The organism is Tenacibaculum sp. Ill, assembly GCF_051938915.1.
Lineage (GTDB): Bacteria > Bacteroidota > Bacteroidia > Flavobacteriales > Flavobacteriaceae > Polaribacter > Polaribacter larymnensis.
This window is the reverse complement of the sequence record NZ_JBPSCW010000002.1, coordinates 966,004-990,761: the sequence shown is the minus strand read 5'-3', so window position 1 is coordinate 990,761 and position 24,758 is coordinate 966,004. Positions and strand designations below refer to the sequence as shown.

25 protein-coding genes and 1 riboswitch are annotated in these 24,758 nt (G+C 31.8%); of the genes, 12 read left to right on the top strand and 13 right to left on the bottom strand.

Translation table 11 applies throughout. The annotated features are described in order from the left end of the window. Window positions 1–66: 66 nt before the first annotated feature. Together pckA and ACTPNM_RS04730 are read right to left on the bottom strand one after the other, a co-directional pair. The gene (gene pckA / locus ACTPNM_RS04735; protein WP_440120824.1) at window positions 67–1,659 is read right to left on the bottom strand and encodes a phosphoenolpyruvate carboxykinase (ATP); all 1,593 of its coding nucleotides are present in this window, start codon (window positions 1,657–1,659) and stop codon (window positions 67–69) included. 86 nt (window positions 1,660–1,745) lie between these two features. Then, window positions 1,746–2,126: a DUF423 domain-containing protein gene (locus ACTPNM_RS04730; RefSeq protein ID WP_440120823.1), complete on the bottom strand. Its 381-nt coding sequence runs from the start codon at window positions 2,124–2,126 to the stop codon at window positions 1,746–1,748. A gap of 80 nt (window positions 2,127–2,206) precedes the next feature. On the opposite strand from ACTPNM_RS04730, the gene ACTPNM_RS04725 reads away from it, so the two are divergent. The 6 genes from ACTPNM_RS04725 (at window position 2,207) to ACTPNM_RS04700 (ending at window position 9,665) form a co-directional block, all read left to right on the top strand. Next, window positions 2,207–3,577: a saccharopine dehydrogenase family protein gene (locus ACTPNM_RS04725; RefSeq protein WP_440120822.1), complete on the top strand. Its 1,371-nt coding sequence runs from the start codon at window positions 2,207–2,209 to the stop codon at window positions 3,575–3,577. A gap of 112 nt (window positions 3,578–3,689) precedes the next feature. Beyond that, on the top strand, window positions 3,690–4,259 hold the full coding sequence (locus tag ACTPNM_RS04720) for a Crp/Fnr family transcriptional regulator (RefSeq protein WP_440120821.1): 570 nt from the start codon (window positions 3,690–3,692) through the stop codon (window positions 4,257–4,259). Between the two features lie 82 nt (window positions 4,260–4,341). Beyond that, a complete protein-coding gene (locus ACTPNM_RS04715) occupies window positions 4,342–5,616 on the top strand; it encodes an NAD(P)/FAD-dependent oxidoreductase (protein WP_440120820.1) in 1,275 nt (424 codons plus the stop codon). Window positions 5,617–5,623: 7 nt separating this feature from the next. Then, complete coding sequence (locus tag ACTPNM_RS04710; RefSeq protein ID WP_440120819.1) at window positions 5,624–6,379, top strand: DJ-1/PfpI family protein; 756 nt, start codon at window positions 5,624–5,626, stop codon at window positions 6,377–6,379. A gap of 109 nt (window positions 6,380–6,488) precedes the next feature. After that, window positions 6,489–6,675, top strand: a riboswitch (cobalamin riboswitch). Between the two features lie 186 nt (window positions 6,676–6,861). Next, the gene (gene metE / locus ACTPNM_RS04705; protein ID WP_440120818.1) at window positions 6,862–9,189 is read left to right on the top strand and encodes a 5-methyltetrahydropteroyltriglutamate--homocysteine S-methyltransferase; all 2,328 of its coding nucleotides are present in this window, start codon (window positions 6,862–6,864) and stop codon (window positions 9,187–9,189) included. Window positions 9,190–9,251: 62 nt separating this feature from the next. Next, window positions 9,252–9,665, top strand: a complete 414-nt coding sequence (locus ACTPNM_RS04700) for an acyl-CoA thioesterase (RefSeq protein ID WP_440120817.1) — start codon at window positions 9,252–9,254, stop codon at window positions 9,663–9,665. A gap of 36 nt (window positions 9,666–9,701) precedes the next feature. On the opposite strand, the gene ACTPNM_RS04695 is transcribed toward ACTPNM_RS04700, so the two are convergent. The 4 genes from ACTPNM_RS04695 to ACTPNM_RS04680 form a co-directional block, all read right to left on the bottom strand. Further along, a complete protein-coding gene (locus tag ACTPNM_RS04695) occupies window positions 9,702–10,421 on the bottom strand; it encodes a tRNA1(Val) (adenine(37)-N6)-methyltransferase (RefSeq protein WP_440120816.1) in 720 nt (239 codons plus the stop codon). Window positions 10,422–10,638: 217 nt separating this feature from the next. Further along, on the bottom strand, window positions 10,639–11,298 hold the full coding sequence (mnmD, locus tag ACTPNM_RS04690) for a tRNA (5-methylaminomethyl-2-thiouridine)(34)-methyltransferase MnmD (protein WP_440122821.1): 660 nt from the start codon (window positions 11,296–11,298) through the stop codon (window positions 10,639–10,641). A 7-nt stretch (window positions 11,299–11,305) separates the two neighbouring features. After that, on the bottom strand, window positions 11,306–11,725 hold the full coding sequence (locus ACTPNM_RS04685) for a hypothetical protein (RefSeq protein ID WP_274639144.1): 420 nt from the start codon (window positions 11,723–11,725) through the stop codon (window positions 11,306–11,308). Further along, window positions 11,725–12,237, bottom strand: a complete 513-nt coding sequence (locus tag ACTPNM_RS04680; protein ID WP_274639143.1) for a DUF4920 domain-containing protein — start codon at window positions 12,235–12,237, stop codon at window positions 11,725–11,727. The genes ACTPNM_RS04685 and ACTPNM_RS04680 overlap by 1 nt, the downstream gene beginning before the upstream one ends. Window positions 12,238–12,357: 120 nt before the next feature. On the opposite strand from ACTPNM_RS04680, the gene ACTPNM_RS04675 reads away from it, so the two are divergent. Together ACTPNM_RS04675 and ACTPNM_RS04670 are read left to right on the top strand one after the other, a co-directional pair. Further along, complete coding sequence (locus ACTPNM_RS04675; protein ID WP_440120815.1) at window positions 12,358–13,407, top strand: branched-chain amino acid aminotransferase; 1,050 nt, start codon at window positions 12,358–12,360, stop codon at window positions 13,405–13,407. Window positions 13,408–13,474: 67 nt separating this feature from the next. Beyond that, a complete protein-coding gene (locus tag ACTPNM_RS04670) occupies window positions 13,475–14,377 on the top strand; it encodes a TlpA family protein disulfide reductase (RefSeq protein WP_440120814.1) in 903 nt (300 codons plus the stop codon). A gap of 45 nt (window positions 14,378–14,422) precedes the next feature. On the opposite strand, the gene ACTPNM_RS04665 is transcribed toward ACTPNM_RS04670, so the two are convergent. After that, entirely contained in the window at window positions 14,423–14,809 is a 387-nt protein-coding gene (locus ACTPNM_RS04665; protein WP_440120813.1) for a hypothetical protein, read from the bottom strand. 159 nt (window positions 14,810–14,968) lie between these two features. Between ACTPNM_RS04665 and ACTPNM_RS04660 the strand changes: the two genes are divergently transcribed. After that, the gene (locus tag ACTPNM_RS04660) at window positions 14,969–15,136 is read left to right on the top strand and encodes a hypothetical protein (protein WP_440120812.1); all 168 of its coding nucleotides are present in this window, start codon (window positions 14,969–14,971) and stop codon (window positions 15,134–15,136) included. A 60-nt stretch (window positions 15,137–15,196) separates the two neighbouring features. Here the strand turns inward: ACTPNM_RS04660 and ACTPNM_RS04655 are convergent, their stop codons facing one another. Further along, entirely contained in the window at window positions 15,197–15,928 is a 732-nt protein-coding gene (locus ACTPNM_RS04655) for an SDR family NAD(P)-dependent oxidoreductase (protein WP_440120811.1), read from the bottom strand. Window positions 15,929–15,967: 39 nt separating this feature from the next. On the opposite strand from ACTPNM_RS04655, the gene ACTPNM_RS04650 reads away from it, so the two are divergent. Further along, on the top strand, window positions 15,968–16,180 hold the full coding sequence (locus tag ACTPNM_RS04650; RefSeq protein ID WP_237270910.1) for a hypothetical protein: 213 nt from the start codon (window positions 15,968–15,970) through the stop codon (window positions 16,178–16,180). A 2-nt stretch (window positions 16,181–16,182) separates the two neighbouring features. On the opposite strand, the gene ACTPNM_RS04645 is transcribed toward ACTPNM_RS04650, so the two are convergent. From ACTPNM_RS04645 to ACTPNM_RS04635, 3 genes are all read right to left on the bottom strand, one after another. Then, window positions 16,183–17,103, bottom strand: a complete 921-nt coding sequence (locus ACTPNM_RS04645; RefSeq protein ID WP_440120810.1) for an ion channel — start codon at window positions 17,101–17,103, stop codon at window positions 16,183–16,185. Between the two features lie 88 nt (window positions 17,104–17,191). After that, complete coding sequence (locus tag ACTPNM_RS04640; protein ID WP_440120809.1) at window positions 17,192–19,225, bottom strand: dipeptidyl-peptidase 3 family protein; 2,034 nt, start codon at window positions 19,223–19,225, stop codon at window positions 17,192–17,194. Between the two features lie 46 nt (window positions 19,226–19,271). After that, entirely contained in the window at window positions 19,272–19,832 is a 561-nt protein-coding gene (locus ACTPNM_RS04635) for a DNA-3-methyladenine glycosylase I (RefSeq protein ID WP_440120808.1), read from the bottom strand. Between the two features lie 99 nt (window positions 19,833–19,931). Between ACTPNM_RS04635 and ACTPNM_RS04630 the strand changes: the two genes are divergently transcribed. Continuing rightward, window positions 19,932–20,366: a DUF6146 family protein gene (locus ACTPNM_RS04630; protein WP_440120807.1), complete on the top strand. Its 435-nt coding sequence runs from the start codon at window positions 19,932–19,934 to the stop codon at window positions 20,364–20,366. A gap of 67 nt (window positions 20,367–20,433) precedes the next feature. Next, a complete protein-coding gene (gene sppA / locus ACTPNM_RS04625) occupies window positions 20,434–22,179 on the top strand; it encodes a signal peptide peptidase SppA (RefSeq protein WP_440120806.1) in 1,746 nt (581 codons plus the stop codon). Between the two features lie 52 nt (window positions 22,180–22,231). On the opposite strand, the gene ACTPNM_RS04620 is transcribed toward sppA, so the two are convergent. Together ACTPNM_RS04620 and metK are read right to left on the bottom strand one after the other, a co-directional pair. Then, window positions 22,232–22,996 (bottom strand): hypothetical protein, encoded by a 765-nt coding sequence (locus tag ACTPNM_RS04620; protein ID WP_440120805.1) that lies wholly within the window; start codon window positions 22,994–22,996, stop codon window positions 22,232–22,234. A 244-nt stretch (window positions 22,997–23,240) separates the two neighbouring features. After that, window positions 23,241–24,494: a methionine adenosyltransferase gene (gene metK / locus ACTPNM_RS04615; RefSeq protein WP_440120804.1), complete on the bottom strand. Its 1,254-nt coding sequence runs from the start codon at window positions 24,492–24,494 to the stop codon at window positions 23,241–23,243. Window positions 24,495–24,758 lie beyond the last annotated feature (264 nt).

The following is a 24,758-nucleotide window of genomic DNA, read 5'->3' as shown; positions in this document are numbered from 1 at the left end:
TACTGAGTATTTTTCATAAAAAAAGCATCCATAGTGGATGCTTTCTTAGTATTTATGTTTTAAAGGTTACGCTATTGGTCCACCTTTAATAATTTCCTCACTTGCCATTTCTTCAAACTGAGCAAAGTTCTTTCTGAATGAATTTGCTAATTCCATAGCTTTTGCATCATAAGCATCTTTATCTGCCCATGTTTGCTTTGGGTTTAACACTTCATCAGGAACATTTTCACAAGTAGTTGGCATTGATAATCCAAAAATTGGGTGTTGTACAAACTCAACATTTTCTAAATTACCTTGTAAAGCTTCTGTAATCATAGCACGAGTGTACTTTAATTTCATTCTGCTACCAGTACCGTAAGCACCACCTGTCCATCCAGTATTAATTAACCAAACGTTTACTCCTGCTTCTTGCATTTTCTTGCTTAACATTTCAGCGTAACGTGTTGGGTGTAATGGCATAAATGGAGCTCCAAAACAAGCTGAAAAACTTGGTAATGGCTCGTTAATTCCAGCCTCAGTACCTGCTACTTTTGCTGTGTATCCAGAAATAAAGTGATATGCTGCTTGACCTGGTGTTAATTTAGATATCGGAGGCAATACTCCAAAAGCATCTGCTGTTAAGAAGAAGATGTTCTTTGGATTTGAACCTTTAGATGGTGTTTGAATATTTTCAATGTGATAAATTGGATAACTTACACGTGTATTTTGTGTAATTGATGTATCAGCAAAATCCACATTTCCTTTATCATCCATCACAATATTTTCAAGGATTGCTCCTCTTTTAATTGCTCCGTAAATTTCTGGTTCTTTCTCTTGAGATAAGTCGATTACTTTTGCATAACAACCACCTTCAAAGTTAAAGATTGTATTTTCAGCAGTCCAACCATGCTCATCATCACCAATTAAACTACGATTTGGATCCGTAGATAAAGTAGTTTTACCTGTACCTGATAACCCGAAGAAGATAGCAGTATCACCATCTTTACCAACATTTGCAGAACAGTGCATTGGTAACGTGTTTTTAAATACTGGTAAAATAAAGTTTAACGCAGAGAAAATTCCTTTTTTAATTTCTCCTGTATACCCTGTACCTCCAATTAATGCTACTTTTCTAGTAAAGTTTAAGATAGCAAAGTTGTGTTGGCGTGTCCCATCTACTTCTGGATCAGCCATAAAACCTGGAGCGTTTACTACTGTCCATTCTGGAGAAAAGTTTTTTAACTCCTCTGCTGTAGGACGTAAAAACATGTTGTGTGCAAACATGTTACTCCAAGGATATTCGTTTACAACACGAATATTTAGTTTGTAATCTTCATCTGCACATGCATAACTATCACGTACAAATACCTCTTTATTTGATAAATAGTTTGTTACTTTATCGTATAGCTTGTCAAATTTTTCTGAATCGAAAGGGATGTTTATATCTCCCCACCAAACTTGGTCTTTAGTTATATCGTCTTTAACGATAAAACGATCCATTGGAGAACGACCTGTAAACTCACCTGTTTTAACAGCCAATGCTCCAAAACTAGTTTCTACTCCTTGTTCTTTTTCAATAGTGATGTCGTGTAACTCGTCTGAAGTTAATTGATAACGAACCGTAGCGTCTTTTATGCCTAAGTTATCTAACGATATCGTTTTCGTATCAAGATTTGTCATCTTAAAAGATTTTAGTTGTGTTTAATTTTGGACAAAAATAGTTCTTTTTGATTAAAAAGATGAATGATACAAAGATTTTATCAACTTTAACTTTTAATAACTTTTTTTAAAAAGCTATATGTTAATAGGCTCCAACCCACAATTAATAGTATTCCTCCTAAAGGTGTTATAAACCAAATTGCTTTTGCAGGAACATTAGCCAAGTAAATTAAATATATCGATCCTGAAAACAATAAAATCCCTGCTATTAAGAAATAACTAATTCTGTTCTTTTCTTTGTTTGTAAACTCAGCAAACATATTTACAAAAAGTAATAATAGCACATGAAAAAACTGATAGCGTACAGCGGTTTCAAAACTCTCTAAAGCTTCTGGTGTTAATTTCGTTTTTAAAGCGTGGGCTCCAAAAGCTCCTAAAATAACAGCAACGACTCCTAAAACCCCTGCTGTTGTTAAATTTTTATACATTTTTATAGTTTTTGTTTAAATTTAAACTTTTTTAGCGATATTGTCGCCTCAAAATTTATTGATAACAAAAATACATTATAATGAGAAATATATTGATAATTGGTGCTGGTAGGTCAAGCTCTTCACTTATAAAATATTTATTGGATAAATCTTCTGAAGAGAACCTACATATAACTATTGGTGATGTTTCATTAGAAAGTGCTCAATCTAAGGTTAACAATCATTCAAACGCTACAGCAATTCAATTAGATGTTTTTAATGCAGAAGAACGCTCAAATGCAATTCAAAAAGCTGACATTGTTATTTCAATGTTACCCGCTCGTTTTCATATTGAAGTAGCTAAAGATTGTATTACTTATGGTAAACACATGGTTACAGCCTCATATATTTCTGATGAAATGAAAGCTCTAGATGAAGAGGCTAAAGCTAAAGGATTAGTGTTTATGAATGAAATTGGCCTTGACCCAGGAATCGACCATATGAGCGCTATGCAAGTTATAGACCGTATTAAAGAACAAGGCGGAAAGATGTTATTATTTGAATCTTTTTGTGGTGGATTAGTTGCTCCTGAAAGTGATACTAATTTATGGAACTATAAATTTACTTGGAATCCTAGAAACGTTGTATTAGCAGGTCAAGGTGGAGCTTCAATGTTTATTCAAGAAGGAACCTATAAGTATATCCCATATCAAAAACTATTTAGAAGGACTGAATTTTTAACTATTAATGGTAGTGGCAAGTTTGAAGCCTATGCTAACCGAGACTCTTTAAAGTATAGAAGCATTTATGGTCTAGAAGATATTAAAACCATGTATCGTGGAACTATTCGTAAAGTTGGTTTTTCTCGTGCTTGGAATGTATTTGTTCAATTAGGAATGACTGATGACACGTATACTATTGAAGACTCTGAGAATATGAGCTATCGCGATTTCACAAATCTTTTCTTAGCTTATTCTCCTTCTGATTCTGTAGAGTTGAAATTCCGTTCGTATGCGAAAATTGATCAAGATGATTTAATGTGGGATAAATTTTTAGAGTTAGACATCTTCAATCCAAATAAAAAAGTAGGATTGAAAAATGCAACTCCTGCTGAAATTTTACAAAAAATATTGATGGATTCTTGGACTCTTGAAGCCGAAGATAAAGACATGATTGTAATGCACCATATTTTTGGATACCAATACAAAGAAGACAAGTTCCAAATAGAAAGTAGTATGGTTATTAAAGGTGATGATCAAACCTATACTGCAATGGCAAAAACGGTTGGTTTACCTGTAGCCATGGCTACCGTGCGTATTTTAAATGGTGATATTACAACTCCTGGTGTACAATTACCAATCAACAAAGAAGTGTACGAACCAATTTTAAAAGAGTTGGAAGATTACGGAATTAATTTTGTTGAAAAAAAAGTGCCTTACTTAGGATACAACCCTGAAAGTATAAAAGGGTAAAACCTTTCTAAACTAACACAAAAGGCATCAATGTATTTGGTGCCTTTTCTTTTAAAACTAAATAGAGTCTTTATAAAGTTAGTATTTTTACCTTTAAATACTACACTAGGATATGGCTGAAGGCATTTTAAAAAATCATATTAAAAGTTACATAGATCTTTCAGAAAAAGAACTAACTCAAATACTTTCTTTTTTTGACTGTCAGTCCTACAAGAAAAAAGAAACTTTATTACCAACAAGTAACCGTTGTGATAAACTATTTTTTGTTGCTAAAGGTTGTTTACAATTATATTTTATTGATGATTTAGGCCACAAAAAAACTACACAGTTTGCTTTGGAAAATTGGTGGCTAACTGATTTTTTAGCTTTTCAAAATCAAAAACGCTCTAACTTTACTGTAGAGGCAGTTGAAAACTCTATAGTTTTATCAATCTCCTTTTCGAAATACAATGAATTATTAAGCAAATTCCCATTACTAGAAAAATATTTTAGAAGCATCTATGAAACAGCTTACGGAGCTGCTTTAATGCGCTTAAAATACGTAAATAGCTACTCTAAGGAAGAAATGTTTTTTAGATTTAGAGAAGACTTCCCAGAGTTTGTACAACGAGTTCCTCAATATTCATTAGCCAGCTTTTTAGGGTTAACCCCTGAATACTTAAGTGAAATTAAAAGAAAATAACATTTCTTAAGCTAGTTTATTTTTTACTGAAATCTTCTTAACTACCTTTGTACTTATATTAATTTAAGGGCATAATAGCATTATGAAAAATATGAAAAAAATCGTCGTTGTTGGCGGCGGTTTTGCTGGATTAGAACTTATAAAAGGATTAGGAAATTCAGAAAATTATCAGATTATTCTAGTAGATAGTAACAACTACAATTTCTTTCCTCCTTTAATCTACCAAGTATCCACAGGTTTTATGGAGCCATCTGCAATTAGCTATCCATTCAGAAAAATTTTAAGAAAATTTAAAAACGCCCGTTTTCGACTTGGCACCCTTGAAAAAGTTGTCCCAGAAGAAAACAAAATTGTGGTAAGTAATGGAGATATAGAGTATGATATCTTAGTAATGGCTACCGGTACAGAGACTAATTTTTTTGGAAATAAAAGCATTCAAAAGTATAGTTTACCTATGAAAACTATTAGTGATGCCTTATCTCTTAGAAATGTAATTTTAACTCGATTTGATCGTGCTACTAGAATCCACAATCCAGAGGAAAGAAAAAAGTGTTTAACTTTTGTAATTGCAGGAGCTGGACCTACTGGAGTTGAACTTTCAGGAATTTTGTCTGAAATAAAAACTTCTATCATCATAAAAGATTACCCCGAACTAGACAAAAATGACTTTGGAGAAATACATCTTATTGATGGCCAAAATTCTGTTTTAGCTCCAATGTCTAAAAAAGCACAAGAATACACTTCTAAAAAATTAAGTGAACTAGGTGTTAAGCTAACAATGAATACAATGGTTAATGACTTTGATGGCGAAACCGTGTATTTATCAAACGGAGAAGAAATACATACTAAAAACCTTATATGGGCAGCTGGTGTATCTGCAAAAACATTTGATGGCTTTTCAAAAGAAAGCTTTGGTCCTGGTAGAAGACTAAAAACAAATCAGTTTAACCTTGTACACTCATATGATAACATCTATGCTTTAGGTGACTGCGCCTTAATCTTAGGTGATAAAAACTATCCTAACGGACACCCACAATTAGCGCAACCGGCATTACAGCAGGCAAAGAACTTAGCTAAAAACCTTAAAAGGAAAGATGATAACTGGAAAACTTTCCAGTACAACGACAAAGGATCTTTAGCTATCATTGGACGAAATAAGGCTGTACTTGACTTCCCTGGTCAAAAACAATCCTTAAAAGGTTTTGTTGCTTGGCTAATTTGGATTTTTGTACATATCATGGGTCTTGTAAACTTTAAAAACAAAGTAAGAACTCTATACAACTGGCTAGGCTACTACATATACAAAGACCAATATTTTAGAATGATAATTAAACCTACTCAAAGAGATACTAAATAAAATACGCATGAAAAATTTAAGTATTATCACACTACTAATTTTTACAATTATTACTATTTGTTGTAATTCAGAAAAATCGAAAACAGATAACAAAGCTGAAAAAGTTGAACAAGTTCTATCTCCAACTGATACACTAACTAAACACCTAAAACCATTTAATCCTGATCTACCAACTATTGGACTTTTAATGTTTAACGGAGTTTTACAAGGAGAAGTTATAGCAACGTCTGATGTTTTTGGTAAAGTAGACAAAAAAGGCAAACAACTTTTTAATGTAGTTACTATAGCTGAAACAGCTAAACCAATTACTACTGAAGAAGGAATGCATTTTGTTCCTGACTATACTTTTGATAATTGTCCTAAACTAGCAGCTTTATTTGTACCAAGTGCTTACGACATGTACGCACAAGTACACAACAATAAAGTTGTAGATTTTATAAAAACAAAAAATCAAGAGACCCAATACACTGTTAGTAATTGTGCTGGTGCTAATTTAATTGGTAAATCTGGTATAGCTGATGGTCATAAAATTGTAACATGGATTGGTGGTGGTGAGCAACTACAAAAAGATTACCCTAATTTAAAAGTTCAAAACGACAGCTTGGTAACTTTTATTAAAGATGGTAAATTTTTATCTTCAAACGGAAATTTAGCAAGTTATATTTCAGCTTTAGAACTACTCGAAATCATGACAAATACTGAACATAGAAAATTTATTGAAAGCTACTTATATCTGGATCAACTTAAAAACTGGGAAAAATAACAAAATTTAAAATCTTGTTAAAACTCAAGAAGCATCAGTATACTGATGCTTTTTTTATTACCAGTTCTAAAAAAATAATACATACATTTACCCCGATAAGTTCTTTACATACTTCATCAACCGGAAAGGTTTTACTTAGCTGTAGATTAATAGGGAATCGTGTGCAAATCACGAACTGTCGCGCAACTGTAAGTAACACACCAAAGGTTTTTATCCTAGTATATCCACTGCCATAAGCGGGAAGGATGATAAAAACTGTTATAAGTCAGGAGACCTGCCTATTCGGATATTGACAATGCTTTCGCGATTTGAAGCTTTTGAGTCATACCGATGATATATTTTTAACGCACACTTTCGCTTATGAAATGCTGTGCTTTTTTAGTATGTCATTATTCCTCCTCAAACATCACATCGTTTTTAGCATTGCGAAGCATCTAAAAGAGCTTTTAAAATTAATGTTTAATTATAAAAGTTAAAAAGAAATGCAAACGCACATTCTTGGCTATCCGCGTATAGGTAGCAACAGAGAACTCAAAAAAGCCTGCGAGCAATATTGGTCGGGCAAAACTAGTTTACAGGAACTTCTTGAAACAGGAAGAAACATCTGTCAACAAAACTGGAAAACACAACAAGAAGCAGGAATAGACCTTATTCCTTGTAATGATTTTTCTTATTACGATCAGGTGTTAGATATGACACTTACTGTTGGTGCAATTCCTAAACGTTACAATGAAGTAGCTTTAAAAACTTCAAACTCGGAACTGGATCTTTATTTTGCCATGGCAAGAGGGTATCAAAAAGATGATCTTGATATCACTGCTATGGAAATGACTAAATGGTTTGACACAAACTACCATTACATCGTTCCAGAGTTTTATAAAAATCAAGAATTCGAGCTATTTTCTAACAAAATTATTAATGAATTTGTTGGAGCTAAACAAGCAGGCATTAATGCCAAGCCTGTAATTATCGGTTTAGTTAGTTACCTTCTTTTAGGTAAAGAAAAAGAGGAAGGTTTTGATAAGTTAGATTTAGCCTCAAAACTACTTCCTGTTTATATTGAAATTTTACAAGAGCTTCAAATACAAGGCGCTGAATGGATTCAATTTGACGAACCTTTTTTAGCATTAGATTTAAACGAAAAAGCCACAGAAACATATCAATTTGTCTATAATGAGATTAGAAAAAAGTTCCCTAGACTAAAGTTTATAGTTACGACTTACTTTGAAGGTTTAAAAGATAATCTCTTATTAGCTAATACACTTCCTATAGACGCTTTACACATTGATTTAGTTCGTTGTGAAGAACAATTAGATGATTTATTAAACACGCTTTCTGAAGATAAAACTTTATCATTAGGTATTGTAGATGGTAGAAATATTTGGAAAAATGATTTTGAAAAGTCCTTGCAACTTATTCAAAAAGCTACTGATAAATTAGGTTCTGACAGAGTTTTTATAGCTCCTTCTTGTTCCTTATTACATTCTCCATGTGATTTAGATTTAGAGACATCTTTAGACAGCCAAATTAAACAATGGCTTGCTTTCGCTAAACAAAAACTCGCAGAGGTAAATTTGTTAAAAAAGTTATCTGAAAGTACGAATGATGAAACTGTTTTAACTGCTTTTGAAGAAAACAAAAAAGCTATAGCTAGTAGAAAATCTTCTACATTAATTCATCACAATGATGTAAAACAGCGTGTTGAAGCTGTTACTAAATTAGATTCTCAAAGAAAAAATGACTTTTCGGTTCGTAAAGAAGCACAAGAAAAAGTATTAAACTTACCGTTATTCCCTACCACAACCATTGGTTCATTCCCTCAAACCAAAGAAGTAAGAAGCTGGAGAGCTCAGTATAAAAAGGGAAATTTAAGTAGTGAAGAATATAGATATTTACTTAAAAAGGAAACTCAAAAGACCATTCAATGGCAAGAAAAAATAGGTCTTGATGTATTAGTTCATGGTGAATATGAACGAAATGACATGGTAGAGTATTTTGGAGAACAGCTTGCTGGAGTTACTTTTACTAAAAAAGGTTGGGTTCAAAGTTATGGTAGTCGTTGTGTAAAACCTCCTATTATTTATGGCGATGTTTACCGACCTCATCCAATGACTGTTTATTGGTCGCAATATGCTCAATCTTTAACTGACAAATGGATTAAAGGTATGTTAACTGGCCCAGTTACTATTTTACAATGGTCGTTTGTTCGTGATGATCAACCTCGCTCAGTTACTTGTAAACAAATTGCATTAGCTATTCGCGATGAAGTTGCTGATCTTGAAAAAGCAGGTATCCGAATTATTCAAATTGATGAACCAGCTATAAGAGAAGGACTTCCTTTACGAAAATCAGGCTGGGAAAATTATTTAAGATGGGCTGTTGAAGCTTTTAAAATTTCATCATGTGGTGTAGATGATGCTACACAAATACACACGCACATGTGTTATTCAGAGTTTAACGACATTATTCAAAACATCGCTGATATGGATGCTGATGTGATAACAATTGAATGTTCACGATCTCAAATGGAGTTGTTAAATGCTTTTGCTGATTTTAAATATCCAAATGAAATTGGTCCAGGAGTTTATGACATTCATTCACCTAGAGTTCCTTCAAAAGAAGAAATGGTTGAGTTACTACACAAAGCTCAAAAAGTTATTCCAGCTTCTCAACTTTGGGTAAATCCAGATTGCGGTCTTAAAACTAGACATTGGGACGAAACTGAAAAAGCATTACTTGCTATGGTTTCATCCGCAAAAGAAGCTTCATTAAGCTACAATAATAACACCTTAGAAACTGTAAATCAATAATGGTTTAAAAAGTGCCTGAATACTATCATGTTCGGGCACTAATCATACTAAAGAAATAAAAAATGACCACTGAAGAAAAAATAGCACAATCGGAAACACGAATTTTCAAAGCTGTATTCCCAAATACTACCAATCATTATGATACACTGTTCGGAGGAACTGCCATGCAATTAATGGATGAAGTTGCTTTTATTACTGCAACACGGTTTTGCAGACAAAAAGTTGTAACCGTAAGTAGTGATAAAATTGATTTTAAAAAGCCTATTCCTGCTGGAACTATTATTGAATTAGTAGGAAAAGTGAGTTACATAGGTAACAAAAGCTTAAAAGTTACCGTTAAAATTTTTACTGAACAGATGTACTCTCAACATAGAGAAAAAGCCATTGAGGGTGAGTTTACCTTTGTTGCTATTGATGAAAATAAAAACCCTATTGCTGTTATAAAAACAGATAAAGAAGAACTACATTGTTCATAACAAGAGCTTAGTTAACATTAAATTATCCGCTAAAAATTACATTTTCAAATAAAAATCTTTCGTAAGATTAATATAGGCATCAGTATACTGGTGCCTTTGTGTTTCTATAATTAATTCTTCTTCTTGTATAGAACTTTCAGTAAACGATAGCTCTAATAAACTACGTTTGACTTCAGTAGTAGGAGTTCCTTTTACTCGACAAACTCTGTTTAAGTATAATTTATACTTTTTAGCTAGTTCAATAAAGCTTTCTTCTTCTTTGAATGGTATAATGGTTGAAAATCTTCCATTTTCGGACAATATTTCACTCACTCCTTTTAATAAGTCTTCAAAAGACAACGAACTCGTAAATCGTGCTTTATTTCTCGCAACATCTTCTGTTTCGTAGTTATCGGTATAAAATGGTGGGTTGGATACAATTATATCATACTCTTCTTCTTCCTCAGACATTTCTTCTGCAAATTCTACAAAAGAAGCATTGTAACAAAAGAGCCTATCCCCCCAATCTGATTGCTCAAAATTCTCTACAGTTTGTTCATAAGCATCTCCATCCACCTCTACCGCATCAATCGTCATGGCGTCACTTCGTTGTGCTAACATTAATGAAATAACACCTGTACCAGAACCAACATCTAGCATTGTATCTGGATAATCTCCTAAATTACACCATGCTCCTAACAATACTGCATCGGTACCAACTTTCATTGCCGTTTTATCTTGATGTACCGCAAACTCTTTAAATTGAAATGGTTTCATTTATAAAAATCTTCCAAGGATTTTTTCTGCATTGAAAAACAAATACAATACAATAATTAATAAAATTACTAAGAATAATCCTCTTTTAGGATTTCCTCTTTTTCGATTACCGAAACGTCTTTTAAACTCCATCTGTTTGTTTTCTAATTTTTACCTCGATTACTTAAAGTATTACTTCCTAACTTTAGTTCTACAAAGCTTTTAGCTACGCTGAATATTACTCGCCTACTTTCGTAGCTCGTAACATTTCTCTTTTTCCTGGAGGCCCAGGTAAGCGCTCTACATCAAACCCTACTGCTTGCATTGCTCGTCGTACACTTCCTTTAGCTGAGTAAGTTACTAAAACCCCTTCTGGTTTTAACGCAGCAAACATAATTCTAAAAATATCTTCTGTCCACAAGTCAGGTTGTACTCTTGCTCCAAAGGCATCAAAATAAATCAAATCAAATTGATTTTCATCAGTAATTTCAGTAAAAAACTGTTTACGCTTAGTCAATGAAAAATTGGGAGTAATATTGTGCTTTTCTTCCCAAGAAACTTCGTGAATTTTATCAAAAAGGTCTTGTTTGTCACCTGCCTCTAACTCTGAAACATAATTCAGTTTATCTACTTCTTCCTTGGCTACTGGATAAGCTTCAACACCAACGTAATCAATATTTCTATCTGCTTCTAAAAGCGTAATAAAACAATTGAGTCCTGTACCAAAACCTATTTCTAAAATAGAAACACTTTTAGTATCTACATACTTTAGTCCATTTCTAATAAATACATGATATGCCTCTTGTATTGCGCCATGCTTAGAATGATATTGCTCATTCCAATCTGGTAAATGAATGGTTGTGGAACCATCGGACGTTATGATAATTTCTCGTTTTATAACTAAACTATTTAATCAGTAACTTTTTAATTCTTGGTATTGGCCCTGTGCAAGTTGTTTTATGACAAGCAATACAACTGTTTACTGCTTGGTTAAAATTTTGTTTTAAAGAATCTTTTGATCCCGAATACACTTGCTGTAAATTTTGAATATACTGTTTTGAAAAAGCTTCAAAACTTACATTCCTATCTGCTGGATCAGTTAAAACTGCAGAGTGAATATTCAAGTAATTTTCAGGAAATTCACCTATTGATTCTCCTTCTAGAATCTTATTCTTAATTGTCATATTTCCTTCATACATAGCATTCATTAAAGCTGCCATTTCTGAAGATTGATACATAATAAGTTCTTCTTTTTGTTCTTCCTTTTTCTCTTTACAAGAAAAAAGCGCCAAAGACATCAATAAAACAATAATTAATTGTTTCATTATTTCTTCATTAATACTCCATCTGCCTCAAAAGCATAAGTATATTTTGGTTCTGTAATTTTTGCTATCTCTTCTTCCGATTTTCCTGCGTCTTTAGCATAATGTTGTAATTCATCTACAGAAATCTCAGTAACAAAAGCTTTACCATTTACTATCACCTCTTTATTATCTGCATTTAAAGGCATAAAAAAACCATAATCTTTAAAACGTACCATTGATTCTTGTTCTTCGCCCAAATCTAACTTCATCCAACATCCCTTTTTCTTACATACCTCATTAATTGTTGAAGCGAATTTTATGTTTAGGGTATCTCCTTTTTTTAAATTTTTGAATTTAGCTCGCATTTCTTTAGCAGAAATAGCTTCTCCGTCTGAAATTTCTTCTCCAAATGATGCATATTCTACTTTTTGTTCTTTAGCATTGTTTACATCAGGGGTTTCATTCTTTTTTTCAACCTTACAAGAAATAAATGCTATGCTCAAAACCATAGCAAAAACTAGTAGTCTTTTCATTTTCAAAATTTTAAAATTAACATTCAACAAATATAATTATATTTCTTCTAGCAAGGTGCTAAACTTAAAATATACCACTAGATTTCGTATCTTCGTGGCACTTCTAAAAACAACAACACAATGAATATTGATATTGAGCTTATAAAAGAGTCAAAAATAGATAAAGTAGATTTTAACAACTTAGCATTTGGTCGCACTTTTACTGACCATATGTTAGTCTGTGATTTTGCCGACGGAGAATGGAAAACACCTAAAATTATGCCTTACGGACCTTTATCTTTCGAACCTTCGGCTAGAGTTTTTCATTACGGACAAGCTGTTTTTGAAGGAATGAAAGCTTACAAAGATGATAATGATGATGTGTTTTTATTTCGTCCAGATGAAAACTTTCATAGAATTAATAAATCTGGTGCTCGCTTAGCGATGCCTCCTGTTCCTGAAAACGTATTTTTTGAAGGATTAAAAAAACTTCTTGAGTTAGACAATGCTTGGATTAAAAAGGGTATTGGAAACTCATTATATATCCGCCCATTTATTATTGCTTCTGAAGGTGCAATCGCTGCTTCTCCTGCTGAGGAATACAAATTTATTATTATTTGTTCGCCTGCTCAAGCATATTACGCAGGTGAGGTTCGTGTTCTTTTTGCTGAAAAGTATAGTCGTTCTGCCGATGGAGGTGTTGGATTCGCAAAAGCTGCTGGTAACTATGCAGCACAGTTTTATCCTACCAGTTTAGCACATAAAGAAGGGTATCAACAAATTGTTTGGACAGATGCTAATACACATGAGTATCTTGAAGAAGCTGGTACTATGAATATCTTTTTTAGAATAGGAGACAAACTTGTAACTGCCCCAACTAATGATCGTATTTTAGATGGAGTTACTCGTAAATCAATCATTCAGCTTGCAAAAGATTATGATATAGACACTGAAGTAAGAAGAGTGTCGGTTGCTGAAATTAAAGAAGCAGCAAAAAAAGGGGAGCTAAAAGAAATTTTTGGTTCTGGTACTGCTGCTGTAATTAACCCTATAAAAGGTTTTAAACATCAAAATGATTCTTTTGAACTACCTGAAATAGGTGATTCTTATGCTTCTTTCTTTAAAGAAAAACTACTTAATATTCAGTACAACAAATTAGAGGATAAGCATAACTGGAGAGTTAAAATTTAATCATTTCATTTAAAAAAGCTATATTAGTAAACAGAATTAGGTTATTTTAACAAAAAATTCTAAAGAAATGAGAAATATTATACCTGCTTTATTATCGATAGGAGTTGGTTTTGCTATTTCATTTTTTGGATTAGATTTTTATTCTGATTCATTAGAAAATGAAAATAATATCATAGCTCAAAGTAGTGAGGTTACTGCTCCTGTAGAAACTTCTTCTGAGGAAGAAGAGGAAGATCCTGAAGAAAACTTAACTGTTAATGAATCTTCAGCTAACTCAGGTTCTATTGACACTGAAAATATTCAGAAAAGTTTTGACAACTGGGAATCTTACACAAAGGAAAACATTGATTTAATGTCTACTTTTATTCCTTTAGATGATGAGGGAGCTGTTATGGAAAAAGGAATCTTTTTAACCTTGCTTCGTACTGGTGCTTACATCCCTGTTAAATCTGAAAAAGATGGTAAAGTACAATATCAACTTACAGGTATTGATGATTCTGCAGACGAAAAAATTAAAAAATCAATTGTTAGTAAAGCTTCAATAGCACATCAATATTTTAAAATGGAGGGTAAAAAACTTCCTGATTACAATTTTGTTGATTTAAAAGGTAAAGCACACAATAAAGCGGATACAAAAGGAAAATTGTTAGTAATTAAATGTTGGTTTATTACTTGTAAAGTATGTGTTGAAGAGTTTCCTGAATTAAATGAACTTGTAGACAAATACAAAGATGATAAAATAGAGTTTGTTAGTTTGGCTTTTGATAAAAAAGATGAGCTTGTTGAGTTTTTAGAAACTAAAGAGTTTAAATACCCAACTATTCCTGAACAAAAGGATTATATGGCTAAAAAACTAAAAGTAAAACAATATCCTACTCATTTAATTGTAGATGCTAATGGTATTATTATTAAAATGGTTAGTAATGTAAAAACATTAACATCAGAATTAGAAAGAATTATGGGTAAATAAACAGAAAAACAAAATGTAAAAAAGCTCCTCAATGAGGAGCTTTTTTTATTTATCTAAAATTTCTTTAATGTTTGGCTTAAAGTAATTAGGTCCTTTCAACACTTTTCCATCTTCACGGTAAATAGGCTTACCATCTTCACCTAATTTACTCATATTACTTCGTTGAATTTCATTGAAAACTTCCTCAATTTTATGTTGCATTCCATGTTCTATTATCGTTCCACATAAAATATACAGCATATCTCCTAAAGCATCTGCTACCTCAACCAAATCATTATTTTGAGCAGCTTCTAAATACTCTTCATTTTCTTCTTTCATTAAATTAAAACGAAGTAAGTTTCGTTCTTCTCCAATATTCGCTGTTGGTTCATTTTTTATACCTAACCCAAATACACTATGAAATTCATGTACTGCTTCAATTCTTTTTTTCATTATAGTTATGATTTTAATTCAATAGTTATTAGTCAATAATGTTTTTATTTATATCATCATTTGACAAATTTTATGGTTTTACCATACTTTTTTTAGTTTTTTTTCTTCCTTTATATATTTTAAGTTGTTTAACTTTGAGAAAATCAAAAAATTTAAATTATGTTAAAAGAGATTTCTAAATTAGGTTCGGCCCTAAACAAAACTGAACAAAAATTAATAAACGGTGGTACAGGTCGACCTTTACCTTGTAGTTCTGCCCCAACTTATTACAATGGATATTGTTACTTATGTGGTGAACAATACGAGATAGGCTCTGGTTACTGTTAGAATTAATAAAAAAGCGGACTTGTTTCGCTTTTTTGTTTACATTTTAACTTATCTAAAGTATTATGTTGCCATTTTTAAAATTCTTGCTGGTACTATTTTTAATACCCAAGCTATTAACCTCCATCTTTTTGAGATATAAGCTACTCTTTTTTTTCGTTTTATTGCTGCATAAATTTGATTAACTGCTTTTTCTAGAGGAACCATCCAAAAAACACCATCACCTAAAGCCATTGCTGTATCAACAAACCCCGGACGGATATCTGTAATAAAAACTTTTTTTGTTTTAATAGATTTTGTTTTGATATACAAACTCTCTAAATACGCTTTTTGATATGCTTTAGAAGAGAAATAATCTGGTGCTGCTCTATTTCCACGTAGTGAAGCGATAGAAGAAATACCGACTAAATGACCAAAACCTTGTTTTTTAAATAATTTATAAGCTAAAGCATATAGTTTTGTTACTCCTAAAACATTCGTGTTTATGGTTTGTTCTTGTTTATCCCAGTTCAACTTTGGGTTTACAAAACCAACTCCTGAAGATTGTATCACTAAATGAACTTCTCCTAATTCTTCTACTATCTCATTAAACACTTTTTCAACCTCATCTACTTGCTGTATATCATTTTGCTTAATGAGTACTTGACTTGGATGTTTTTTCTTCAGCTCTTCTAGTTTTTCGAACCTTCTACCCATTACTGCTACAATATAATTTTCTTGTATTAGTTTTTCTACAAGCCCTTTTCCAATACCTGAAGTACCTCCAAAAATAATTGCTGTTTTAGTTTTCTCCATTCTAAAATCATTCTTTAACTTTGCTAAAAATACAATTTTATGTTTATACTTATTGCTGCTAAAATGTTTACTACGGGCAGAATCATTTTTGCTAGTTTATTTGTAATAGCTTTTATTATTTTGATGTTTTTTAGCTACAAAAAGGATGCTAAAAACAATAAGAAATATTATCAAAATGCAGCTATTTATGTGGCAATAGGAATTGCAGTAGTAATTGCATTATTATTCTTATCAAAACTACTAACAAGGTAATTCTAATTCATTTTTGATATTTCACTTAATTTTGAGTGATCTAATACAGTATTACCTTCTTCATCGAAATAAAATGATGATGTATACTTCACATCTACTTCAAGAGAAGAGAAATTGTACGAAGTAATTTGATATACTTTTTGCCCAAAAGATTCTTCATGATATTGCATTAAAACGTAAAGAACTCCGTTTAATTCACTTATTTCTTTGTTTGAATATTTATGTAACGGACTTTTCTCATTTATTTCATGTACAACTGTCCATACGGTAGGCAAATACATAATTTTACTTCTTTCTAATTTGAGTTCAAAAAATTGTCGTTTGTATTCTCCATTCATTTTTTTTTCTGAAAGGGATAATGTTACAGTTATTTCTGGCTCTATCATTACTGTTTTACGACGATTCATTAACCTAAACATTAATGCTCTACCTTCTTTAAAATCTCTTAAAATTAAATTTTCACTAAAACGGATAGATGCTTTTGCTTTTGAAAAACGCCCATATAACAATCCTGTAATAAAAGAAAAACTCAACAATCCAATCATTGCCTCAAAAGCTGCAATAACATTTGCTGCAATACCTTTAGGAGCGATTCCTCCATACCCTACTGTTGTTAGGGTTTGTGCACTAAAGAAAAATCCATTTAAAAGATCGTCAAAAAAATTGCCTTTTGAAGGTGTTATTTGTTCTATCCCAATAAACACATATACAAATGCAAAAAGAATATTCAATAAAGAATACCCAATGAGGATAAATACAAAAAATTGCCACCACGGTAATTCTATAAAAAAAGCATACAAGTCATCAGCTCCAAATCTTCTGTTTGCATGAACAACATTAGAACTACCATCTGCATTTATTATTCTTTGAGCATTACTACTGGAGCTATAACCTAAACCAGGATCTTTTACTTTTTTTGCCATTTATCTTTTATTAATCCCTCTAAAAATACAAAACCGATTCTAATCAGAATCGGTTTTGATATTTTCAACTATTTTAAAACTTAATTTCTTAGTTTTTTACTGGTAAGAAGTTATAGTTTTTAGCATAGAAGTTCATTTGCTCTTCAAAAGTTTCTGGTTGCTTGATTTTAATATCAGTGATGTTTCCATCAGCATCTGTTACTGGCTCTAATACAGGATTTACAAATCCGCTGTAAGGAGCAGATGTAAACTGTGCATTACGATCTAAAACTTCTTTATGAATATCTTGATCTACTTTTACTCCGTAACCTTCTACTAATGCTTTTGCCGCTTCAAAATCTCCTTCAGATTTAATTCTTTGCGCCTCTTTTAATAAACGTCCAAATATCTCACGAAGTTTCTCATAATCGTTGATATTATAATATGTCTTACCATCTTTAGTAACTTTTTCAATTACATTATCTTTTGCTCCTTGTTCAAAAGCCCAAGCTGAAACCCATTGACGGTTTACCATGTGGTCTTCTTCAATATCATCTCCTAAGTTAATTCTGATTAACTGAGTCATTAATCCATTTCTGATATAACCGTCATAAGCAGCTTTACCAACTTTTTGCCAGTCATCAACTAATCCTAATTCTTGTAATTTAGGATCCATTAAATAATACAGCCCAACTAAATCTGCTCTACCCTCTTCCATTGTAGAAGCATAATTTTTTAAAGTTTCTTTTGGCTGCCCAATTCCTTCATTAATTACACCTGAAGCATGTCCGATTACCTCATGTAATGCTGTGTGTAATTTATCTGCTAACTTACCATACTTAATTTCTAAATCGATTTCTTCTTGATCGTTAGCAAATTCTTTTAAACGTCCAGTTCCTCCTGCATTATTATATGAACCTATAATATTTCCTAACGATACTGATTTAGAACCGTGTTGTTGACGAATCCAGTTATTGTTTGGTAAATTCACTCCAATTGGAGTACTTGGCGACGCATCTCCTGCTTCACCTGCAACATTTACTGTTTTATATGATACTCCTACAACATCTTTCTTTTTGTGACTTGGATCTAACGGAGAATTATCTTCAAACCACTGTGCATTGTCTGATAATACTTTCATTTTTTTAGACATATCAAAGTCTTTGATTTGTACGATTGTTTCGTACGAACCTCTGTACCCTTTAGGATCATTATAAACTTCAATAAAACCATTAATCCAATCAATGTTTCCTTCTGTAGATTCTACCCAAGCAATTGCATACTCATCCCAAGTATGTAAATCTCCTGTTTTATAGTATTCGATTAACAACTCTAATGTTTTGGCTTGCTTTTCGTTTTCTGCTACTTCTTTAGCTTTTTCTAACCAATAAATAATTTTATCTATTGCTTGTCCGTACATTCCACCAGACTTCCACACTTTTTCAACTAGCTTTCCATCTTCACGAACTAATTTAGAATTTAATCCAGCCTCAATTGGTTGTCCTTCTGGTCCTTTATCAGCTTTCGCATAAAAATCTTCTACATCTTTACTAGTAATATCAGCTCCGTAAAAATTTACTGCTGATGCTAATACATTATCAACTCCTGCTTTCTTGTTTACTTTTTTAACATCTTTATCATTGAAAATAACGTCTAATGCTTCAGCAGATAACTCAGTATTAGTTTCTTTTAATAACGTTTCTAAATATTCTTTAGAAAATGTAGGTTTTAACTTATCGTTAGAGTAATGATGGTGAATTCCGTTTGAAAACCATACTCTTTTTAAATAAGTTGTAAACGCTTTAAAATCTTCTCTTTCTTTATCTCCTTTAAAGTTATTATTGATATTTTCTAAAGCTGCTCTAATTTCAAGGTTATGACGGTAGTTTTGATCCCACATAATGTCACGTCCAGATAAACCAGCCTGAGTTAAATAGTACACTAACTTCTTTTCTTTTAGTGTTAACTCATCAAACCCAGGAATTTGATAGCGTAATACTTTTATATCAGCAAATTGCTCAACAACATACTCAAACTCTTTTGCCTTTTTTTCTACTACTTTAGGCTCTTTTTTTGCATCTACACCACAAGAAGTTAATACTCCTGCTGCTGCAAACACACAAAGCATTTGTTTTAGTTTCATTTATATAGTTTTTAATTTATTTTTTTGAGTGCTAAAATTACGAAATTTAAACTTCATGGTATCTAAAACAGTCCGTTGTATGGTCATTTATCATTCCTGTTGCTTGCATGTGTGCATAAATTACCGTTGAGCCTACAAACTTAAATCCACGTTTTTTTAAATCTTTTGAAATAGTATCAGAAAGCTCTGTGGTAGCCGGAACCTCTTCCTTCTTTTCAAACTTATTTGTTATTGGTTTACCATTTGTAAAACCCCAAATGTATTTTGAAAACGTCCCAAACTCTTCTTGCACCTTCATAAAAGCCTGAGCATTGGTTATAGTTGCTTTAATTTTTAGTTTATTTCTTATAATCCCTGCATCTTGAAGCAACTCTTCATATTTTTCTTCAGAGTATTTTGCTATTTCTTTATAATCAAAATTATCAAATGCCTTCCTAAAGTTTTCTCTTTTCTTTAAAACTGTAATCCAACTTAAACCTGCTTGAAAGGTTTCTAATATTAAAAACTCAAACAATTTATCATCATCATATACGGGTACTCCCCATTCATTATCATGATACTCAATATATAATGGGTCATCACTAACCCAAAAACACCTTTTCTTCATTTTCTATTATTTAATGCTGAAAATTACTGTTAAACAAGTTAAAAATCAATTAAAAATGGAATAATTTTTGCACTTTTATAATTACAAATCATACTGATTATGAAAACCTTACAACGCATTATATTTCTTAGCATTATCGGAATTTTGTCATGGTCTTGTAGTTCTACTCCTATAAAAAATGCTTCAAACACTCAACAAAAAGAGGAACCTGTTATAATTGCTAATGATAGTCTAGAATATGAAATTATAATTATAGACCCTGGTTTTACTGCATATTTAAACAGTATTGCTAAACCAGAAGGCTTTTACTCACAACAATATCTCGAAAATAAAAACCGCCTTTATGTAAATACATGGAATTATCGAGCTAGAAATCCTCTACAATTTAATTCAAACATTTATGAAAATATAATTGATTATAGTCCGCACGTTGATTATGGTTATGAGGTAAACTATAAACTTTTTAATTATTTTGAGTTCGCACAACGAAAATATCGCATGAATTTAGGTGTAGGAATAAATCGCTGGAACTAGCAAAATCTTAGTAAAAAGGTGTCTTTCTAAAAACTGTATATTTGCTCAAAAAAATTAACCATACAACATGAAGTTTTTAAGAAATTTACTTGCCTCTATTCTTGGCTTTTTTATTGCCATTTTTTTACTTTTTGTATTCTTTTTTGCAATAGCTTCTATCGTTGGAGCTGAAGAAAAAGTTGTTGTAAAATCAAACTCGGTTTTAGAATTAGATTTATCAACTCCTATTAAAGATTATGCCCCAAAAGAAAACAACCCTATTGCAGAAGCTTTAGAATTAACAGATGAAAAGTTAGCTTTAAACAAGATTATAAATGCTATTGAAAATGCAAAAACAGATGATAAAATAAAAGGAATAAGTATTAAAACACCTTTTATAAATGCTGGTATTGCACAAATACAAGCTATACGAAACAAAATTGAAGAGTTTAAAGAGAGTGGTAAATTTGTATATGCCTACAATGATATTTATACTCAAAAAAATTACTACCTAAGTTCTGTTGCGGATAGTTTATTTTTAAACCCTATTGGTGTTATTGATTTTAGAGGTTTATCTACCGAAATTTTATATTTTAAAGATTTTGAAGATAAATATGGGATTAAAATGGAAGTTGTTCGTCACGGAAAATATAAAAGTGCTGTAGAGCCATTTTTAGAAAATGAAATGAGTGAAGCTAATCGTGAACAAACTACTTCATTTTTAAAATCTATTTGGTCAGAAATTACAGATGACATTAGTAAAAGTAGAAACATTTCTATTGAAAAACTAAACCTTATTGCCGATAATTATAATGGAAGAAACGTTACCGTAGCTAAAGAAAACAACTTAATTGATGCTTCTATTTACGAAGATGAGTACAAAGAAAAGTTGGCTATGGGTTCTGATAAAAAAGTAAATACTATTTCTATTGAAGACTATATTAGTTCTGGTAAAGGAAGGATTTCTTCAACCGCTAAAGATAAAATTGCCGTAATCTATGCACAAGGAGACATTATTTACGGAGAAGGTAGTAAAGATTTTATCGGTCAAGGAATTATTAATAAAGCCATTAGAAAAGCTAGAAAAGATACTAATGTAAAAGCTATTGTACTACGTGTAAACTCTCCTGGAGGTAATGCATTAGCTTCTGAACTAATATGGCGCGAATTAGAACTTACTAAAAAAGAAAAACCTATAGTTGTTTCTATGGGGAATTATGCTGCTTCTGGAGGTTATTACATTGCTTGTAACGCAAGTAAAATTTTTGCAGAACCAACTACAATTACTGGATCTATTGGAGTTTTTGGAGCAATTCCTAACTTTAGTCAATTTACAGATAAAATAGGTATTAACGCAGAACAAGTTTCAACCAACAACAGTCCTTCTTACAGTGTTTTTGAACCAATGAATAAGAAGTTTTACGATGTTACAAAAGAAGGAATTGAGGAGATGTACACTACATTTGTAAACCGTGTTTCAGCTGGACGTAATATGACCTTTGAACAAGTTAATGAAATAGCACAAGGAAGAGTTTGGACTGGTAAAGAAGCTATTAAAAATGGCTTAATAGATCAATTAGGGGGATTAAATGACGCAATTAAAGCTGCTGCTGAATTAGCAGAACTTGAAAACTACAAAGTTCGTAATTATCCTAATTACAAGACTGATTTAAAAGAAGCTCTAAAGTTCTCTCCATTTATGAAAGCTTCAAAAGAAGAAATACTTAAAGAAACTTTGGGTGATGAGAACTATCAGTTATACTATAATATTCACAAAATGAAAAACCTAAAAGGAATTCAAGCTAGAATACCCTTTATATTTCAAGTGAAGTAAAAAATAAAAAAGCCTCGACGATGTCGAGGCTTTTTAGTTTTAATAGTTTAATTTACTCATAACTATAAGTTGTATTTATAGTAATTGACTCCTCACCACCAACTGCTAATCCTTTTCCCGTTAATGGGTAACCATCTGAATCGTAAGTATAATCTATTGTTAAAGTACCTACAACTTTATCATCTGCATCTTTATAAATAATCTTCGTTACGTTATTTAATGGTAATAATTTCCTAGCTTTTATTATTTCTGAAGCTTGAGGGTTTACACCGAAACTAACATCAACACCATCTAAAATTTCTATAACTCCTGCGGCTTCTAAAGTAGAAAAATACATATTTGGCTTATTGTCATAAAACATTTCAGCTGTATAACTTTCAATAACATTCATTTCAGTTTCCCAGTCATAAACCTCTACTTGAAATAAAACTTTACTAGGGTTTTTGTTAGAATCATATTCTAATGTTATTCCTGTTTCATAAATATTATATGGAGATTGATACAACTCTTCTATTGAAAGACTTTCTGAAGGATCGCTATCTGCAGTTACTTTGATAGTACTCCCATCATTGTTATAGTTTATTAAAGTAGCATCTGTTCCGTTTGTTCCAGAAACACTTACTAATTCCTTTTCAGCATTATACATAAACTGAGTAGTAATTGTTTCGCTTTCTTGGTTAGTAGCAGCAATACTTTTTAATCTTTTCTTTTTAGCTTCCCCATTGATTTCATCAAAATCATCAGATGCAGTGCTACTGCAAGCTGTTAGCAAGGTCATTCCTAATCCAATAGCAAAAACATACTTTAATTTTTTCATTTTTTTTGTAATTTTTAAATGAACTTATTTTTATTATTCAAGTAAAAATTAAACACCTCCTCTAACGTAAAATACTTGAAATAAATTACAGAAGAATAAAAGAGATAACAGCAATTTTTAGCAATTTGAAAAATATAAAAACAAGTTCGGTTAATATTGTTTTTAATTTCGTAACAAAAATAGCTGTATAAAAAAATACCTGCAATAAAAATTACAGGTATTTTAAATTATTTTTTTCAATTTCTTACAATCCGAAACTTTCTTTTACCTTGTCTACATAATCTAACTTTTCCCAAGTAAACAATTCAACATCTAAGGTTACACTTTCACCATTCGGCTGCGTGAACGTTTTAGAAACTACTTCATTAGTTCTTCCCATATGTCCATAAGCTGCTGTTTCACTATACATTGGGTTACGTAACTTTAAACGATCTTCAATAGCGTGTGGACGCATGTCAAAAATTTCTGAAACCTTTTGAGCTATTTCTCCATCGGTTAAATCAACTTTTGATGTTCCGTAAGTATCCACAAAGATACCCATTGGCTCAACTACCCCAATTGCATATGACACTTGTACTAATACTTCATCAGCCACTCCTGCAGCCACTAAATTCTTAGCTATATGGCGTGTTGCATACGCAGCAGAACGGTCAACTTTACTAGGGTCCTTTCCTGAGAAAGCTCCACCACCATGTGCTCCTTTCCCTCCGTAAGTGTCTACAATGATTTTACGACCTGTTAATCCAGTATCTCCGTGTGGCCCTCCAATTACAAACTTTCCTGTTGGATTAATATGATATTTAATATCATCATTAAACAGCGCTTGAATTTCTGGAGTTAATTGTGCTTTAACTCTAGGAATTAAAACCTCAACAATATCTTTTCTAATTTTTGCTAACATAGTTTCATCATCAGCAAAATCATCGTGCTGTGTAGAAACAACGATTGCTTCAATACGTTGCGGCACATTATCATCAGAATATTCAATTGTTACCTGACTCTTAGCATCTGGACGTAAATAAGTAATTTCCTTATTTTCTCTACGTATCGCTGCTAATTCCTTTAAAATTATATGTGATAAGTCTAACGCTAATGGCATATAATGCTCAGTTTCGTTTGTCGCATACCCAAACATCATTCCTTGGTCTCCAGCACCTTGCTCTTCTCTAGATTCTCTATCTACTCCACGACTAATATCATCTGACTGTTCATGAATTGCAGATAACACTCCACAAGAATTTCCATCGAACATATACTCACCTTTAGTATATCCAATTTTGTTAATTACTTCACGAGCAATTTTTTGAACATCTAAGTAAGTAGAAGACTTCACCTCCCCAGCTAATACTACTTGTCCCGTTGTTACCAATGTTTCACATGCTACTTTAGAATCTGAATCAAAAGCTAAAAAATTGTCTATTAAAGCATCAGATATTTGATCTGCTACCTTATCTGGATGTCCTTCAGAAACACTTTCCGAAGTAAAAAAATATGACATAAATACTTCTTTTTAAAATTTAACTATAAAGAAAAAACTTGGATTGCTGAGTCGCTAAAAGGAGTAGAAAATTACTGCTTTAGCATTTTTTATTCTGAACTCTTGTTCCATGAGGTTGCAATCAGTCAAATTTTTCCTCAAAAATATTCGGCAAAGTTATAGATTATTTTACACACTTAAAAACAAACTTACAAGTAAATAGAAAGTATTGATATTATGATAATAAAAAGTAATTTTTGTAAAATTGTATTGGTAAAATATTTG